Genomic DNA, 18,009 nt, shown 5'->3' with positions numbered 1-18,009 from the left:
CGGGCAGCCTGGTGTTTCCCGAGATAGCCCGCCCGTTCAGCGAGTCGCGCCGACGAAGGTGCGCGAAATTTTTTCGCCGAGGGAGTCGTCGTTGAGCACACGTGGAGAAGTAGTAGCAGAGGTACGGCTGCGACCGAGCATCTGTGAGGCGGTCGAAGAGGCAGCGGCCACGCTCGATCACACTGGGGTCCGCGCACTGCGGGTCTTGCTGCACTCCGGGATCAGCGCATACTGGCCGTTGATCACGGCTGCTCCGACCAAGCATCTCAGGGCATACGAGGCGACGGTGCAGATGCTGAGCACTCGCTGGGGAGTGCGGACAAGCTGTGCCGCGGACCCGATCGCGTCGGCGGCCTATCAGGAGATGGACACCGAGGTCGCCACGTTCCTCGAGCTGTGCGCCGAGCGATCCGGAACGCAGTGGCTCGAACCGGTGGGGGCGATCGCCGCATACGTCGTGTCGCTCGTCCGGGGCGCTGTCTTGCGCTGGCTGGCCGACGGCAATGACGAAACCATGCTGGTCGTGCTGGACGACCTGGTCGCCATCCTGACGACGAAGGCTGTCGAGAACTAGTAGGCAGAAATACTGGACGTTTGACCAGTGCGGTGGTTGAGTATTTCTGGTGACCGAAACGTCGCCGATCGCGGGCCTGCACGCGGCCACCGCCGAGCTGGATCCGCCGCTGGCCGTCCTGGACTTGGCCGCCCTCCGCGCGAATGCCGCCGATCTGGTGCGCCGCGCCGCGGACATACCGGTGCGTGTGGCCAGCAAATCCGTGCGCTGCCGCGCCGTGCTCGAAGAGGTGCTCGGCGCCGATCTCACCGCCAGGGGCGGCTTCGCGGGCATCATGTCCTACTCCCTGCGCGAAGCCATCTGGCTGGTACATCGCGGAGCCCGCGACATCCTGCTCGGCTATCCGAGCGTGGACCGGGCGGCGCTGGCCGAACTGGCCGCCGACCATACGCTGCTGCGTTCCATCACACTGATGATCGACGACGTCGCCCAACTCGACCTGATCCGCGCCGCCGTCGGCACCGACCGGGTGCGCGCACGGGTCTGCCTGGACGTGGATGCCTCGTTGCGGATCGGCCCGATCCATCTCGGTGTACGCCGCTCCCCGGTGCGGACCCCCGAACAGGCCGCCGCATTGGCGAGTGAGGCGCTGCGCCGCGGGTTCGACGTAGTGGGCGTGATGACCTACGAGGCGCAGATCGCGGGGCTGCCCGACACCACTGCCGCGGTGCGCCTGGTGAAGCGGGCGTCCGTGGTGGAGATCGCCAAGCGCCGCGCGAAGGTGCTCGACGCGGTCCGCTCGGTGACCGGCAAGCTGGAGATCGTGAACAGCGGCGGCACCGGTTCGATCGAGGTCAGCGTCGCCGACCCGGACGTCACCGAGGTGACCGCGGGTTCCGGCTTGTACGTGCCGACACTCTTCGACCACTACCGATCGTTCACCCCGAGGCCCGCACTGTACTTCGCCACCTCTGTGTTGCGGCGACCGACGCCGACCATCGCCACCGTCTTCGCGGGCGGCTACACAGCCTCCGGCCCGGCCGGGCCGTCGCGGATGCCGAAACCGGTGTGGCCAAGCAGACTGAAGCTGCTCGGCACCGAGGGCGCGGGAGAGGTGCAGACCCCGCTGTCAGGGGCCGCGGAGCTGCGCATCGGCGATCGGGTGTGGTTTCGGCACGCGAAGGCCGGTGAACTTTGCGAGCGGTTCGACACCGTGCATCTGGTCGAGGCCGACGGGTCCCGCAGCTCCGTGCCGACCTACCGCGGCGAGGGCGCCTGCTTCGGCTGACCCACTCAGCCCAGCCGCAAGAACCCGGCCAGGTCGGCAAGGTCGTCGGGTGCGGCGGGCAGGTATTCGGTGAGCAGTGGCGAGCGAATGATGATCGCCTTCCACATGGCGCGGCACAGCGCGGCGTGGAGCAGGTTGCGTGATAACAGGAACGGCATGCCGTAAGGGGCGTCGGCCGGGCTGGAGGTGGTCATCGAGAGCAGCACCACGGCCGCTTCCCTGCCTCGGAACCGGTCCGGCGTCCCCACCAGCACGTCCTCGATCTTCGCACGGGCCAGCATGGTCTTGATCCGCCCGACCTGCGCGGCGTACGGCGCCACCACGAAGATGTCGTGCGGGTGCATTCTGCGGGTCGTCGCACCGATCGTCCACGACATGCCCAGCAGCGTACGGACCCGGCGCACCACCTCGCGGGCCTCGGCCACCGATTCGGCGGAGTTGCCGTGATGATCCACCAGGACGGTGCACACGCCAGGTTCCTCGCCGTCGAGCTGCCGTGCGAGCGTGACGGTTTCATTGGACCGCAGCCGACCGTCGTAGTACAGCCGGGAGAGCGGTTGGCACACCGCGGGATGCATCCGCCAGGTCCGGTCCAGAAAGTAGCCGCGCTGCGCGGGCAACGTCTGGCGGCCGTCGGCCAGCCAGCCGAGCACCGATTCGCCGACCGGGGCCGGATGGGCGCTGCGCGCGGCCGATGGCACGGGATCGCCGAGCAGCAGCAGGTTTCGCGCGCTGGCCGCGACGGCCACGGTGTCGGCCAACGACAGGCGGCCCGCGTCGGCGACTACGAGCAGGTCGAGGCTCGCGCGCGGCACCACGTCCTCGTTCGCGAAATCGGCCGGGGTACCGCCGATAACGCAGCCGCTGATGGCGTTGTCCAGGAAGCGCGGATAGCGATCGGCGTCGAGCACGGCCCACTCCGGGGCGACCGCCGCGACGTCCTTCTTGGCGACCAGCTCCGGGAGCACGCCGATACGCACGATCGCGTCGAGTAGATTCTCCACGGTCGAATGTGCCTGCGCGACAATGCCGATCCGCCATTTCTGGCGGGTGACCAGATGCTCCAGCACCCGGGCAGCGGTCGAGGTCTTGCCGGTGCCGGACGGTGCATGCACCGCGAGATAGGAGCGGTCGAGCCCGCGCACCGCGGCGGTGATCGCCGCGGCGTAGTCGCCGTGCACCGCGGGCAGCCCGGCGTCCCCGCGCAGCCGGGGCGGGCGGCGCACGAGAATATCGAAGATCGCCTCCCTCGGCGCATCCGGCAATGTCATGAGCAACTGCTGCGCCGCGAATTCGACCGCCATCTCGGCGTTCTCATCCCACGCAGGCAGACCGGGCGCGATCGCGGTCGGCAGCTCGTCGTAAGGTTCGCAGCCGTCGGGCAGCAGCTCCTCCAATCGGACGGTGTCGTCGAATTCGGCGTCCACCGAGCAGCCGAGCACCGTCGCGGTCGCGGTGGCGCGCCGACCGACGGCGGTCACCATGCCCGCGGCGGCCGGCCGGTCGTAGAAGGTGTAAACGGCGGTGCCGGGGGTCAGCGCGCTCGGCCCTGCCGCGCCGCTCCAGCTCCTTGCGATCCGGCCGGTCAGCGTCAGATACCGCCGCATTGTCGGCCGGTCCGGGCGGCGATGCCACTTGGTGTCGACGGTGCCCCAGTCGGCGACCAGAACGCCAGGGGCGTCAGCCCATTCGTCCACGGGATGGCTGAGCCGGTCGGCGTGTGCCCACCACAGCGGCTGCCGTTCGCGGCGGTGGTAGCCGAGCGCCGCGGCCATCATGGCGGAGGTGTGCAGCGGATCGCCATATCCCGCGGCATATTCCGCGAGCGCGGCCTCCAGCGACGACGGACGGGACGGGGGCACGGACTCCGGCTCGTCGGGGCCCGCCACCGTGCACCACGAACTCGCCCGCTCCAGCGTCACCGCCTGAGGGTCGATGCGTTGCTCGGCGGCGCGGTCCAGTAACCAGTCCCGCAGCCGCAGCACGGTCAGGCAATCGCGTTCGGCGGCGGGCGAATGCGCCGCACCGGGGAGCAGCCGCCGCAGTCTGCTCAGCCGGTAGGACCGCTCGCCGATGATCATGGCGTTGCGGATGATCGGGTACAGGTCGACGAAGACGCCGTCGCACAGCAACTCGTCCACGATCTCCTCACCGACGCCGTGCCGTCCGGTGCAGTGCAGCAATGCAGTGCGCACCGCCGAGGTGTAGTGGTACACGTGCAGGTCCGGATACATCCGCCGTCGTCGCACGAGATAGTCGAGCACCTGCTCGAGCGCGCGGCGCTGTGCGGTCGCCTCGCTGTCCGGCGCACCCGCCGCGCCGAACGGGCCGCGGAACGACAGGTGCACGGTGCCCGGCCCGCCCACCTCCAGGGTGAGCGGTAGTCGCCCGCCGCCCTCGATGGTGAGCGAGAGGTCGCCGGGCGAGGGCGGCGGCAGCGCGCCGAGCGCGATCGCGTCCACCAGGCTGTGCATCGGCCGGCCCGAATCATCGCGCCGCAGTTGAATTTCCGCCTGGCGCCGCAGTACGGACAAGGTGCGTGGCGGCACGCCTGGCACCGAGACCTCCGCGGCGGCCAGCCGATCGATGGTGCTCACCCCTGCTTCGCGCAGACGGGTACGCGTCGCCGACGGCATGCCGGCCACGAGCAACAGGTCGCGCGCGGCGGAGAGGGCGGCGGTGCAGGTCCGGCAGTGGCCGCAGGCAAGATAGCGAGAGTCGCCCCACTGCACCGGTAGCAACTCGCTGAGCTTCTCGTCCAGAATGCGTTCTACCCTGCGCCTGCGTGCGCGATACACAGGAAGCAGCTCGCTCAACGTGTGGGCGCTGCTCCCCTCGGCAAGGTGCAGCCGGATCAGCGGCGCGGTCAGCGCGCCGGAGCGGTCGATGGCGTCGGCGCACGCGGAGAGTTCGACCGCGGCGCCGACCCGGTCCGTCCCGGTGGGCGCGGTGCCGTGCACGGTGTAGCGAACCCGATGGTCCGCGCGGACGAGGAAGTCGCAGGAATAGTCGAATCGGCCGTCGAAGAATGTCGCGCCGTGGATCACGGGCGCGCCTGCGCGTAGCGCCGCGACGGTCTGCGCGTGCGCGGCTGTCAGCGCATCGATCCGCTCGGCCGATTCGCCGGGTTGGTCGGGTGGACGGTCGATCTCCACCAGCGCGCCGCCGAACCGCGCGCGGTAGTCGGCGAGGTAGCGTTCCAGGGGATCTTCGTATACGTTCGGCGGCTCGGGCACCGGTTCGGCGCCATCGAATTCGGCCTGCATGGTGCCCAGTTCGGCGTCGAGGGCGCGCAGCAGCGCGAATTCGCAACGCGCTGCGCGCACGAGGTCGACGGCGGTGCAGACGACACGATCACCGAACAGGAACAACCGCGGCCCTCCTGTGTCTTCGCGGGACACCCGCTGCCGGCGTGCGCCTCGTTACGCACCGACCGCAACACTGTAGCTAGCGCGTCTGACCTCGGCGTACCCTCCCCGCTTCAGGAGCGTGGCTTACGTCGCTCCGTTCGCTTGGCGCCGTCGCGCTCCCGGCGCGGACCCCGGCTGAACGAGCGCTGCTGCGGCGGACCCTGGTCGAGCTGCAGTTGGATGAGTACTCCACCGATCCTGGTGCGCCGCAACGCTTCCAGTGTTTCAGCAGGCAGCTGCGCGGGCAGCTCCACCAGGCTGTGGTCGGGACGGATGCTGATATGCCCGAAGTCGCTGCGGCGCAGGCCGCCCTCGTTGGCGATGGCGCCGACGATCGCGCCCGGCACCACGCGATGCCGCTTGCCGACGCTGATCCGGTAGGTCGCCAGCTCTGTTCCGGTGGCGCGGTGCACACCGCCGCCCTGCCGGTCGTCCTCGAAATGCCGTGCGGGCCGCTCGCGCGGGGTCCGGTCGCGCTGCGGGCGCTCCACCGGTTCGGGCTCGGGTTCCATGAAGAAGTTGTCGCCGTCATAGGAGCCGACGGCCAGCGCCGCCGCGATGTCGACCAGCGGGATGTTGTGCTCGCGCTCGTAGTCCTCGATCAGCTTGCGGAACAGCGGGACGTTCGCCGAGGCGAGGTTTTCGGTGATGGCGTCACCGAACTTGGTGACGCGCTGTGCGTTGACGTCTTCCACACTGGGCAGTTGCATTTCGGCCAGCGGGTGCCTGGTGGCCCGCTCGATCGACTTGAGCAGATGCCGCTCGCGCGGTGCGACGAACAGCAGCGCCTCGCCGCTGCGCCCGGCCCGGCCGGTGCGGCCGATGCGGTGCACGTAGGACTCGGTGTCGTGCGGGATGTCGTAGTTGACCACGTGCGAGATACGGTCCACGTCCAGTCCGCGCGCGGCGACGTCGGTGGCGACGAGGATGTCCAGCGCACCGGACTTGAGCTGGCCGATGGTGCGCTCGCGCTGGTTCTGCGCGATGTCTCCGTTGATCGCGGCGGCGGAAAAGCCCCTGGCGCGCAGCTTTTCGGCCAGCTCCTCGGTGGCCTGCTTGGTTCGAACGAAGATGATCATCGCCTCGAACGACTCGACCTCGAGGATCCTGGTGAGCGCGTCCAGCTTGCGCTGATGCGAGACCTGCACCCAGCGCTGCGTGATGTTGGTCGCCGTCGAGGTCTTCGACTTGACCGTGATCTCGACCGGATCGTGCAGATACTGCTTGGAGATCTTGCGGATCGCGGCGGGCATGGTCGCGGAGAACAACGCCACCTGCTTGTCCGACGGTGTGTCCGCGAGGATGCGCTCGACGTCCTCCTGGAAGCCCATCTTCAGCATCTCGTCGGCCTCGTCGAGCACCAGGTACTGCAGCTGCGACAGGTCGAGCGTGCCCTTCTCCAGATGATCGATCACGCGGCCCGGCGTGCCGACCACGACGTGCGCGCCGCGGCGCAGGCCGGACAGCTGGACGCCGTAGCTCTGGCCGCCGTAGATCGGCAGCACGTGCAGGCCTGGGATGTGCGCGGCGTAGCGGCCGAACGCTTCGGCGACCTGGATCGCGAGCTCACGGGTCGGGGCGAGCACGAGGGCGCGAGGATGTCTGCCCGCGACCTCCAGGCCCATCAGGATCGGAATGGCGAAGGCGGCGGTCTTGCCGGTACCGGTCTGCGCGAGACCGACGACGTCCGCGCCGGAGAGCAAGGGGGGAATCGTCGCCGCCTGGATCGGCGAGGGCGACTCGTAACCGACATCGGCGATGGCTGCGAGGATGCGGTCATCGATACCGAGATCGGCGAAAGACGGGCCGTCGGTGTCCCTGTCGTTGTCGCCAGGAACGCTGTCGACCTGATTGGTACTCATTGACCAGGAGTTTACTGCCTCGTACTGGTCGCCAAGGCCACGGCCCCAATACGGTGAGACCTATGCAACTGGACAACTCGCGCGGGCATCGGGACCCGACGCCGGATCAGCTGGACGTGGCGGTCGTCCAGTTCGCCCCGTCGACCGCCCCGTCGGCCAACCTCGCCACACTGCGCGAGCATGTGCGTACGGCCCGCGATCGCGGCGCGCGGGTGGTCGTCGCGCCGGAGTACTCGATGTTTGCCGTGACCCGGTTGGACGAGCGGGTCGTTGCCGTCGCCGAACCTCTGACCGGGCCGTTCGTCACCGGCCTCGGCGGCATCGCGCGCGATTTCGGCGTGTTCTTGGTCGCCGGAACGGTGGAGGAGGTCGCTCCCGGCAGTGGTCGGATCCGCAACACGCTCGTGGTGCTCGGACCCGATGGAACCCTCGTCGCGTGCTATCGGAAAGTGCACCTCTACGACGCCTTCGGACATCTCGAATCCGACGTGGTCGAGCCCGGCGCGATCGAGACGCCGGTCACTTTCACCGTCGCGGATGTGACATTCGGCATGCAGACCTGCTTCGATCTGCGCTTCCCCGAAGGCGTTCGCCGGGTCGCCGCGGCGGGAGCGCACGTGCTGCTGCTGCCGGCGCAGTGGATTCCCGGCCCGGCCAAGGTCGACCAATGGACCACCCTGGTGCGGGCGCGCGCCATCGAGAACACCGTCTACGTGGCCGCCGCCGATCAGGCCGCGCCGCGCGGCGCGGGTGCTTCGATGATCGTCGACCCGACCGGCGCGGTGCTCGCGGAACTCGGCGACGAGCCGGGTATCCTCACCGCCGGAATCGACCTCGCGCATCTGGGCGAGGTCCGCACCGTCAACCCCAGCCTCGCCTTGCGCCGATTCGCGATCACCGAGCGCCGACTGGAGTAGCGTCCGAATGGATGGTCTACTCCGATCGGGCATCGGCCGGTCGCACGCTGGGTGCGCTTCTGGAACACCTGCGGGCGTCGAACCCGCTGGTGCTCGGTCTCCCGCGCGGCGGCGTCCCGGTGGCTGCCGCGGTGCGTGAGGTGATCGGCGGTGATCTCGACATCCTCCTGGTCCGCAAGCTCGGTGTGCCGTGGCAGCCGGAGCTGGCGATGGGCGCCGTCGGCGAGGACGGCGTGCGCGTGCTGAATCCGGATGTGTTGTCGCACACCGGAGTCTCGCCCCGGCGACTGGCCTCGATCGAGAACGCGGAGCGCGCCGAGTTGGAGCGGCGCAGGCTGGCGCTGCGTGGCGACGCTCCACCGGTCGCGCTGGACGGGCGCACGGTGGTCATCGTGGACGACGGGATGGCGACCGGCGCCACCGTCGTGGCCGCCTGCCGCGTCGCGCGTCTGCACCGGCCCGCGCGGATCGTGGTCGCGATCCCGGTCTCCTCCGACGAGGCGTTGCAGCGTGTCACCGCCGAGGCCGACGAGGTGGTCTGCCCGTTGGTGCCGCGCATGCTCGGCGGTGTCGGCGCCGCCTACCGTGACTTCCACCAGCTCGCGGACGACGAGGTCACCGCGCTGCTGTGCTGAGCGCGGCTCAGATCTCGGCGATACCCTTGCGGTGGCGCTGCGCCAACTCCGCATAGAAGGCCGGGTTCAGCTGGACCCACATCTGAGCCGGGGTGCCCTCGATCGGCCGCTTCACCTCCGCGGGTGATCCGGCGGCCAGCACACCGTCGGGAATGTCGGTGCCGGGCTGGACCAGCGAGTGCGCCGCGATCATGGTGCCTGCGCCGATCCTCGCAAGATCGAGCACCGTGGTGCCGTTGCCGACGATGGCCTCCGCACCGACCGAGGCGCCGTGGAACACAACACTATGCGCGATGGTCGCGCCGGGGCCGATCTCCATCGGCACGTCCGGCGGCACGTGCAGGACCGCGTTGTCCTGGATGTTGGCGCGTTCCCGGATGATGATCGGGGCCAGGTCCGCGCGCAGCACCGCGCCGTACCAGATCGAGGCGCCCGCCTCGACCCGCACGTCACCGATCAGGGTCGCGGTCGGTGCGACGAACGCCGTCGGATCGACCTGGGGCCGCTTGCCTTCGAATTCGTAGAGTGGCACTTGTACACCGTAAGCGCTTGCCGCGCGTCGTGGTCTCCCCGGACGCGCACCGCGATGGATCAGCGCTCTGCGTATGCCGTGATGGTGCGCGTGGCCGCGGTGATCATCGGGCGCAGATGGGCGGCGAACCCTTCCGCCGTCACGGCGACGATGTCGACGTCGGTGCCGGTGCGCACCGCGTATCGCCCATCTCCGACCACGTCGATCCAGCACAGCACGCCGAACGGGCGCGGCACGCCCGCACCGCGGCGGGCGGAGACGACGATCTGACCGATGCCCTCGCGCGGCTGCTTCAGCAGCTTGCGGATTCTGGCCGATGGCGACGGTCCGGCGACCGGGACGGTGACCAGGCCGCGGCTGTCCTCGCCGACCTGGGCACGCGGGGCGGTCAGGCGCGGGAGTGCGCCGGGGGCGTTCTCCGGCAGTGTCGAGACCACCCGCGCGGCAAGGTTTTTCGGGCTGCCGACGAACAACCGCACCGCGTCGCCGCGGTCCGGGGTCGCGCCAGGACGCTGCGCCGCGACCACCGCGATGTTCCCGCATGCGGCGCCGAGAATCCGGACCGGCCGCGCCGCCGGGCCGGGTGCGTGCCCGCCTTCTGCCGCGGGGGTGGGAGGCGGCGCAAGGGGGCCATCGTCCCGGCACGGACCCAGTTCGTGCGGGATCGGCGCCGGTTCACGCTGTCCGAACACCTCGATGCGCAGGTCCGGCTTAGCGAGGATGCGCAGTGCCGCTTCCAGATCCGCGTCCAGCACGCGATCGCACCAGCCGCTGAGTGCGGGTAGTTGCGCGGCGCGTTCGCCGGTGTCGCGCGCGGACAGGCGGATGGCCAGCGGGTAGGGGATCCGATCGCCGTCGGTGCGCGACCAGGCCAGCGCGAACTGGTCCGGGGTCAGCGTCCAGTTCACTCGTACTCGGTCCATTCACCGAGCACGGGCGGCGTCGTCGGATCGAGCGACCCGATCAGTTCGCCGCCGTCGTCGGAGGGCTCGAGGTAAGTCGGGAGGTCGTCGAGATCGAACTCGTCGTCCTCGTCGTCGACGTGCACGGTTCGTGCGGCGACCGCGTTCGCGGCGACGCTCGATCCCGGTCTCGTGGTGTCGGTGGTGGCCAGCGCGCCGCCCATCAGACCGCCGACGGCGCCCGCGCCCAGACCGGTGACCGCGTCGTTGCCCGCGTTGTCCGTGCGTCGCTCATCGCGTTTGCGTTCCTGCTCCGCCGGGACCGGGTTGCTCGTGCCCGGAGTGGTCGGCACGACGATCGGCGCGGGCGTCGCGGCGGTCGTGTTCGTCGACGCCGGTGCGCTCGCGGCGGGAGCGGTGCGGAGCCGGGTGCCGGCCGGGACCACCGACAGCGGAGCCTCGGCGGCGGCAGGCGCGACGCGGGGTGCGTTCGCCCGCGGGTCGGCGGGGACGACGCTGTCGGCCGGAGTGACCCCGGCGGTCGTTGTCGCGGGTACGGCGTCGGGCGTCCGGTCGGTAGGCGCCCCGTTCGCGCTCGGATCCGCCGATCTGGTCCCCTGCACGGTCATGTCGAGCGAAACAGTCTGTGCGTCAAATACTTTCGGACTGGTTCCGGTCACGTTGGCCGACGGTGCACCGGTCGGCGCTTCGGGCGTCCGGTCGTCCGCCTGGTCGGGGAACGCGGGGACATCGGTGCCGGTCTGGACGAACACTCCCGCATAGATGTCGTTCATCGCGCGCACGACATCTTGGCGTGCGTGCTCGCCCTCCTTTTGTCCGTCGATGTTGCTGGTCGCCTGGGCCGGATCCAGTAGGGCCGCGGCCAGATCCGGCGCGACGCCGGACGGCTCCGACACGGCGGCCCGCAGCGCCTCCGCCGCGTCGCTCGCCTGACCGAGGCGCTGCGAGACCACCGCGAGCACATCGGCGAGGTCTTGGCCGCCCTGCTCGAACACGCGCACAACGGCGACCGCGCTCTCGGCCGCGCTGCCGCGCCAGCCGTCGGCGATAGCGGCGCGAATCTCGGTGTGCGCCTGGAAGATCGCGTCCGCCATTTCTGCGGCGGAATCGGCCCACGCCTGCCGGCCACCCGCGAGCACCGCGGGATTCAGCAGCTGGACTTTGGCGTGGATCTCGTCGTGGGTGAGGTTGTCGAAGATTTCGACGTTCGGCACGTAGGCGGGGTCGGTGCGCCGGTGCGTGGCCCGCTCGGCGGCGCGTGGCATTTTACGCATGAGTGGCTCCCGTCGCGTCGATCCGATCGACCGCCGCGGCGAGAGCATGGTCGGCCCCCTGGTAGGCGGCCGCCGCCGCACGGAAGGTCTGTGCGAGTGCCCTGGCTCCCGTGGCGTATTCCCGCAGCCGGGCGATCGCGCCGTCGGCCTTGCGCTCGAAGCCGGTGCGTAGGGAGTCGCCGGAGGCGAACCCGCCGAACCCGGGCAGCGAGGTCGCCGCGTTCAGCACGCGGATCTGCGCTTCGACCCGGTCGGCGAGTTGCTCGTACTGGCGCGCGCACCGTTCGTGTGCGCCGTCCGCGACGAGGAGGCCGTCGATCCACAGTGTCCCGTCGTCGACCGCCCGATTCAGCGCGGCGACGTCGACACCGGGCGCCGTGACCTCGGCGGGTGGCTCTCCGCCGAACCCGTTCTCGTTCGATGGCATGTGCGCCGTCCCCCTTCTTCCTCATCCGAAGCGTGTTCGGTTCACGGATGTCGCGCCGACCCCACGACGACACCCTGCATCCAGTCCGCGATGTCGGCAGCGACACGCGCGTGCACCGGCTCGTGCAGCAGGTCGTGCCCGGCGTCGGTGTACTCCCGCAAATGTACCGATTCGTGGCGGCTAGTCCAGACCCTGACCGCATCGATCGGCGCGCGCCGATCTTCGACGCCGTGCACCGTCAGCACCGGAAGCCTGCGTGGCAGCGGCGTTCCCGGCGCGCCGGGCGCACCGCCGCCGAGTGCGCGCTTCGGCACGCCGGACAGCACCAGCCCCGCCAGCGTGCTCGCGGGCAGGGCAGGCCGCAGCGGGTAGGCCCGCTCCAGGACGGCCGAATCCGGTGTCGCCTCCGCCGAATCCGGCACCGCGGCGCCGAGCATGCCCAGTGCGGTGACCGCGCCGAGTGAGTGGCCCATCAGGATCAGCGGTGTGTGTGGGTGTGCGGCGCGGGCCAGCTCGACCAGGCGAAGCGCGTCGGCCACCAGCTCGGCCAGGGTGCCCGGCCGGTCCGGGTCGCCCTCGCTCAGCCCGTGTCCTGAGGTGTCCAACGCCCACATCTGCATGTGGGCAGGTTGCAGGGTGCGGGCGAGACGGTGATAGTGGCCGCTGTGCTGGCCCATTCCAGGCAGCAGAACCACGGTGAGCACCGGGTTTTCGGTCGGCCACCACCGATAGTGCATCCGGCCGCGGGCGCCGTCGAAGAATGGCATTCGTCGATCTTGCCAAAGATTCTGTTGGCCATGGGGCGCCACATCCACTCGGAAAAGATCGCTACACTGCGCGGCGACCTTCCCCCTTTCCCGAGCTGAGGTGCCCGTTGCGAACCTCCCGCCGTCCAGGCGCCTTGCTCCTACCCGCCGCCGCGCTCGCGCTGACCTTCGCGTCGGTGCCGAGCGCCACCGCCGCCCCGATCGCCTCCTGCGCTCCCGCCGCGTCCGCGACCGCCGTGCCCGCCGGGTTGCCCGTGCTCGACTGGTCGGAGAACGTGGGCTACGACGCGCAGGGCAACCTGTGGGTTTCTCGCCTCTACCGCAACGAGGTTCAGCGCTACGACGCGGCAGGCACGCTTACCGCGACCGTACCGGTCGAATTCCCAGGCGCGGTCCGGCTCGGCCCGGACGGACTGCTCTACGTCGTCTACGGCGACACGCCGACCAGTGTTATTCGGCCCGGCGGTGTGGTCCGCTTCGACCCCGCGGCCGCCGTGCCGAAGCCCGAGGTGTTCGTCTCCGGGTTCACCATGCCGAACGGCGCCGCGTTCGACCCGAGCGGCAACCTCTACGTCGCGACCATGTCCGGCGTGGTTCGGGTCCGTCCCGACGCGAGTGTCGACATCGCCTGGGGTGAGCCGGTGGCCGTGCTCGCCGCCAACGGCGTTGCCGTGTACGACGGGGTGCTGTACGTGACCACCAACGGCGGCCCGCTCGGCCGGATCGTCCGCGTCCCGATCGCCGCGCCCGCCGACCGCGGCACCGTCGCCGACCTGTCCTCGCCGCTGCCCGGCGTGCCGGATTTCGCCGACGACCTCTTGGTCGACCCCGCCGGAGTCCTCTACGTGACAACTCTCGCGGGCCAACTGGTCCGGGTCGATCCGACGAACGGTGCCGCGTGCGCAGTCCTCAGCGGCGAGCCGATGACCGCGGTCGTCGCGGTACCCGGACACCCGGACGAATTGCTTGCCGGCACCGAAAGTGGCGCCATCCTGCGCATCCGCCTGTCCCACTGACCTACCCACTGGCCGCGCGCCGAATACGTTGGCGTACCGGCACTTCAGGAACAAGGGCGCCGTTGTCCGCGCCGTGCAGAGCGCTCTACGGAAACTGTGCGCAGCAGCCGGACGGCGGTCGCGATCGACTGGGGCGGGTGCGGCGACGAGGGTTCGCGCGGCATCGTTCGCGACATCGACAACGGCTTGTCCGGCACCCACGCATACCCGGTGACGGCCGTGGTCGGGTCTCACCGCCCGATGGCATCTGGTCGGGTTGCGACCTGCGGCTGGCGATTTATCTCACCGGCGCGGCGGTCAGTGGTCTGTCTCGAAAAAATAGACTTGACGAATGTCATATTGAGATGTCATTATCAAGAGGGAAAGGCACTGGAAATTGGGTGCCTATTTTCTTTTGCTCCCTCGACATCGGTCGAGTTCGGGTGTAATTTGGGGCTTCGCGTCGGGTCGCGTGCTGTCCAACTCTCGAAATCCGAAATGACTGTAGAAAGTGGCACTGTCTGCGTGTCGCTTTCTACCCGTTGTTGTCGAGTCATGTTCGGGCGGCGTCCGGAACGGTGCGCAATGTGAAATACGGCCCACAGGACAAGCAGATACCGTGACGACCGCGCGAACGCGTGGGCGGCGCGAGGTGCTGGAAGGACGCATCTTGGCAGTCTCGAGTCAGACCAAGGTCAATGCCGAAATACCCGTCGATACCAGCAGGAGCGGAGCCTGCGGAGCGACCAGACGACACCGCTCCGGGGCACCGAAGCGGGTCTCGTTCGCCAAACTCCGTGAGCCCCTGGATGTTCCGGGGTTGTTGGATGTCCAGACCGATTCGTTCGAATGGTTGATCGGTGCGCCTGCCTGGCGCGAACGGGCAGCGGCGCGCGGCGACTCACGTGTGGGCGGATTGGAGGAGGTGCTCGAGGAGCTCAGCCCGATCGAGGACTTCGCCGCGACGATGTCGTTGACGCTCTCCGACCCCCGTTTCGAGGAGGTCAAGACCTCGATCGAGGAATGTAAAGACAAGGATATGACCTACGCGGCGCCGCTGTTCGTCACCGCTGAGTTCATGAACAACAACACCGGTGAGATCAAGAGCCAAACGGTCTTCATAGGTGATTTTCCGATGATGACCGACAAGGGCACTTTTGTCGTCAATGGCACCGAGCGCGTCATTGTCTCGCAGTTGGTGCGTTCGCCGGGTGTCTACTTCGATCGCGCCGTCGACAAGGCCACGGATAAGGATCTGCACAGTGTGCGCGTCATCCCGTCGCGCGGGGCGTGGCTGGAATTCGACATCGACAAACGCGACACCGTCGGCGTTCGTATCGACCGTAAACGCCGTCAACCCGTGACAGTCCTGCTCAAGGCGCTCGGCTGGACCAGTGCGCAGATCACCGAGCGGTTCAGTTTCTCCGCGATCATGATGACGTCCCTGGAGAAGGACAACGCGTCGGGCACCGATGCGGCGCTGCTCGATATCCATCGCAAGCTGCGCCCGGGCGAGCCGCCGACGAAGGAGTCCGCGCAGGCCCTGCTGGAGAACCTGTTCTTCAAGGAGAAGCGCTACGACCTGGCGCGCGTCGGTCGCTACAAAATCGACAAGAAACTCGGCATCCACGCCGACGAAGTCATCGGCTCATCGACTCCGCCTCGCCGGCGCCCGGCTCCGTCATTCGCCGGGGACGCTGCGCCGACGGCTCGCCCCGGTGGGCTCGGCCCACGGGTGCTGACCGAGGAAGATATCGTCACGATCATCGAATACCTGCTGCATCTGCACGCGGGTGATTCGGTGATGACCGCGCCAGGTGGCATCGAGGTTCGGGTCGAGGTCGATGATATCGATCATTTCGGTAATCGCCGGGTGCGCACCGTCGGTGAGTTGATCCAGAACCAGATGCGGGTAGGCCTGTCCCGGATGGAGCGCGTGGTCCGCGAGCGGATGACGACTCAGGATGTCGAGGCGATCACGCCGCAGACCCTGATGAATATCCGCCCCGTCGTCGCGGGGATCAAGGAGTTCTTCGGAACCTCGCAGCTGTCGCAGTTCATGGACGAGCGGAACCCGCTCGCGAGTCTGACCAACAAACGCCGCCTGTCGGCGCTCGGGCCGGGTGGCCTGAGTCGGGAACGCGCCAGTCTCGAGGTCCGTGATGTGCATTACAGCCATTACGGCCGGATGTGTCCGATCGAGACGCCCGAAGGTCCGAATATCGGGCTGATGGGTTATCTGTCGGTGTACGCACGGGTCAACCCGTTCGGCTTCATCGAGACGCCGTACCGGAAAGTGATCGACGGCAAGGTGACCGACGAGGTCGACTACCTGTCCGCCGACCAGGAAGACCTTCATGTTGTAGCGCAGGCGAATGAGCCGCTCGATGCCGAGGGACGCTTCATTGATGCGCGAATCGCGGTGCGTCGCAAGAATTCCGAGGTCGAGCTCGTTGATTCCGACGAAGTCGACTACATGGATGTGTCGCCGCGTCAGATGGTGTCGGTCGCGACGGCGATGATTCCGTTCCTCGAGCACGATGATGCCAACCGTGCCTTGATGGGTGCGAATATGCAGCGTCAGGCCGTTCCGCTGATCCGTTCCGAGGCGCCGATCGTCGGCACGGGTATGGAGTTGCGTGCGGCGGTGGACGCGGGTGATGTCGTGGTGAACGAGAAGGCTGGTGTGGTCGAGGAGGTTTCGGCCGACTATGTCACCGTGATGGCCGATGACGGTACTCGCAAGTCCTATCGGATGCGGAAGTTCAACCGCTCCAACCAGGGCACCTGCTCCAACCAGCGTCCGATCGTGGACGAGGGTCAGCGGGTCGAGCATGGTCAGGTTCTGGCTGATGGTCCGTGCACCGAGAACGGTGAGATGGCTCTGGGTAAGAACCTGCTCGTGGCGATCATGCCGTGGGAGGGCCACAACTACGAGGACGCGATTATCCTGTCGCAGCGCCTGGTGGAAGAGGATGTTCTCACCTCGATCCACATCGAAGAGCACGAGATCGATGCTCGTGACACCAAGCTGGGTGCCGAGGAGATCACGCGGGATATCCCGAATGTGTCCGATGAGGTGCTGGCCGATCTGGACGAGCGTGGCATCGTGCGTATCGGTGCGGAGGTTCGGGATGGTGACATCCTGGTCGGCAAGGTCACGCCGAAGGGTGAGACCGAGCTGACTCCGGAGGAGCGGTTGTTGCGGGCGATCTTCGGTGAGAAGGCGCGCGAGGTGCGGGACACTTCGTTGAAGGTGCCGCATGGTGAGTCCGGCAAGGTTATCGGTATCCGCGTGTTCTCGCGTGAGGACGATGACGATCTGCCTCCGGGTGTCAATGAGCTGGTGCGTGTGTATGTGGCGCAGAAGCGCAAGATCCAGGATGGTGACAAGCTGGCGGGTCGGCACGGTAACAAGGGTGTGATCGGCAAGATCCTGCCTACCGAGGACATGCCGTTCATGCCTGATGGCACCCCGGTCGACATCATCCTGAACACGCACGGTGTGCCGCGTCGTATGAATATCGGTCAGATCTTGGAGACCCATCTGGGCTGGATCGGTAAGGCGGGTTGGCAGGTCGACATCGCCGACGGCAGCCGCCCGGACTGGGCCAAGCGATTGCCCGAGGAGTTGTTGTCGGCGGGCCCGGATACGAATCTCGCGACACCGGTCTTCGACGGTGCCCGCGAGGAAGAACTCGCCGGGATGCTGGCGTCGACACTGCCCAACCGCGACGGCGATGTCATGGTCGGGGCAGACGGTAAGTCGACATTATTCGACGGCCGCAGCGGTGAACCCTTTCCGTACCCCGTCGCCGTCGGTTACATGTACATCCTCAAGCTGCACCACTTGGTCGACGACAAGATCCACGCCCGTTCGACCGGCCCGTACTCGATGATCACCCAGCAGCCGCTGGGTGGTAAGGCGCAGTTCGGTGGCCAGCGGTTCGGTGAGATGGAGTGCTGGGCCATGCAGGCCTACGGTGCGGCGTACACGCTGCAGGAGTTGCTGACCATCAAGTCCGACGACGTGGTCGGCCGTGTGAAGGTCTACGAGGCGATCGTCAAGGGCGAGAACATTCCGGAGCCGGGCATTCCGGAATCGTTCAAGGTTCTGCTCAAGGAACTCCAATCGCTGTGCCTCAACGTCGAGGTCCTCTCCGCCGGCTCCGCCGTCGAATTGCACCACGGCGATGACGACGAGCTCGATCGGACCGCTGCCAATCTCGGAATCACGCTGTCCCGCACCGAATCCGCATCAATCGACGACCTTCCGAGCTGATCCGCGTGTCAGAGCTGCCGCGCACCGGATCCTCGGTGCGCGGCACTCCGAGACGTGCGCGGGTTCGGTGGTCATGCGGCGTGATGTGTCCGAGCGCCTGCGTCCGAACCGGAACGACTTGTGCCAGAACGAAGATCACAACGCGGCCGTGCGCGACCGCCGATTCGCGAGCTGTCCGGACGC

The 18,009-nt window shown here is 68.2% G+C and carries 13 protein-coding genes; 6 read left to right on the top strand and 7 right to left on the bottom strand.

Annotation, left to right across the window (positions count from 1 at the left end):
* Positions 1-91: 91 nt before the first annotated feature.
* On the top strand, positions 92-574 hold the full coding sequence (locus OHB12_RS18810; RefSeq protein ID WP_327109910.1) for a TetR family transcriptional regulator: 483 nt from the start codon (positions 92-94) through the stop codon (positions 572-574).
* A 49-nt stretch (positions 575-623) separates the two neighbouring features.
* Positions 624-1,802: an amino acid deaminase/aldolase gene (locus tag OHB12_RS18805; protein WP_327109909.1), complete on the top strand. Its 1,179-nt coding sequence runs from the start codon at positions 624-626 to the stop codon at positions 1,800-1,802.
* Between the two features lie 5 nt (positions 1,803-1,807).
* Here the strand turns inward: OHB12_RS18805 and OHB12_RS18800 are convergent, their stop codons facing one another.
* Together OHB12_RS18800 and OHB12_RS18795 are read right to left on the bottom strand one after the other, a co-directional pair.
* Positions 1,808-5,173, bottom strand: a complete 3,366-nt coding sequence (locus tag OHB12_RS18800) for an AAA domain-containing protein (protein WP_327109908.1) — start codon at positions 5,171-5,173, stop codon at positions 1,808-1,810.
* A gap of 110 nt (positions 5,174-5,283) precedes the next feature.
* Positions 5,284-7,074: a DEAD/DEAH box helicase gene (locus OHB12_RS18795; RefSeq protein ID WP_327109907.1), complete on the bottom strand. Its 1,791-nt coding sequence runs from the start codon at positions 7,072-7,074 to the stop codon at positions 5,284-5,286.
* Positions 7,075-7,136: 62 nt separating this feature from the next.
* On the opposite strand from OHB12_RS18795, the gene OHB12_RS18790 reads away from it, so the two are divergent.
* Together OHB12_RS18790 and OHB12_RS18785 are read left to right on the top strand one after the other, a co-directional pair.
* A complete protein-coding gene (locus OHB12_RS18790) occupies positions 7,137-7,991 on the top strand; it encodes a carbon-nitrogen hydrolase family protein (RefSeq protein WP_327109906.1) in 855 nt (284 codons plus the stop codon).
* An 11-nt stretch (positions 7,992-8,002) separates the two neighbouring features.
* On the top strand, positions 8,003-8,626 hold the full coding sequence (locus tag OHB12_RS18785) for a phosphoribosyltransferase (protein ID WP_327109905.1): 624 nt from the start codon (positions 8,003-8,005) through the stop codon (positions 8,624-8,626).
* Positions 8,627-8,633: 7 nt separating this feature from the next.
* On the opposite strand, the gene OHB12_RS18780 is transcribed toward OHB12_RS18785, so the two are convergent.
* From OHB12_RS18780 to OHB12_RS18760, 5 genes are read right to left on the bottom strand one after another with little or no spacing between them, the layout of a single operon-like run.
* A complete protein-coding gene (locus OHB12_RS18780; protein WP_327109904.1) occupies positions 8,634-9,158 on the bottom strand; it encodes a gamma carbonic anhydrase family protein in 525 nt (174 codons plus the stop codon).
* Between the two features lie 59 nt (positions 9,159-9,217).
* Positions 9,218-10,081, bottom strand: coding sequence for an ESX secretion-associated protein EspG (locus OHB12_RS18775; RefSeq protein WP_327109903.1), 864 nt, complete (start codon positions 10,079-10,081; stop codon positions 9,218-9,220).
* A complete protein-coding gene (locus OHB12_RS18770; RefSeq protein WP_327109902.1) occupies positions 10,063-11,355 on the bottom strand; it encodes a PPE domain-containing protein in 1,293 nt (430 codons plus the stop codon). Before OHB12_RS18770 ends, OHB12_RS18775 begins: the two co-directional genes overlap by 19 nt.
* Positions 11,348-11,782, bottom strand: a complete 435-nt coding sequence (locus OHB12_RS18765) for a hypothetical protein (protein WP_327109901.1) — start codon at positions 11,780-11,782, stop codon at positions 11,348-11,350. The genes OHB12_RS18770 and OHB12_RS18765 overlap by 8 nt, the downstream gene beginning before the upstream one ends.
* A 41-nt stretch (positions 11,783-11,823) precedes the next feature.
* Positions 11,824-12,549 carry an alpha/beta hydrolase gene (locus OHB12_RS18760; RefSeq protein WP_327109900.1) on the bottom strand — a complete coding sequence of 242 codons (726 nt, stop codon included), beginning with the start codon at positions 12,547-12,549 and terminating at the stop codon, positions 11,824-11,826.
* 107 nt (positions 12,550-12,656) lie between these two features.
* Here OHB12_RS18760 and OHB12_RS18755 point away from each other — a divergent pair, with 107 nt between their 5' ends.
* Positions 12,657-13,565, top strand: coding sequence for an SMP-30/gluconolactonase/LRE family protein (locus tag OHB12_RS18755; protein WP_327109899.1), 909 nt, complete (start codon positions 12,657-12,659; stop codon positions 13,563-13,565).
* A 685-nt stretch (positions 13,566-14,250) separates the two neighbouring features.
* On the top strand, positions 14,251-17,826 hold the full coding sequence (rpoB, locus tag OHB12_RS18750; protein WP_327121235.1) for a DNA-directed RNA polymerase subunit beta: 3,576 nt from the start codon (positions 14,251-14,253) through the stop codon (positions 17,824-17,826).
* The last annotated feature ends 183 nt before the right edge of the window (positions 17,827-18,009 follow it).

Origin of the sequence: Nocardia sp. NBC_01730, from assembly GCF_035920445.1 — a bacterium.
Taxonomy (GTDB): Bacteria; Actinomycetota; Actinomycetes; order Mycobacteriales; family Mycobacteriaceae; genus Nocardia.
Note: the sequence above shows the minus strand (reverse complement) of the source record. Positions and strands in the feature narration are given on the sequence as shown.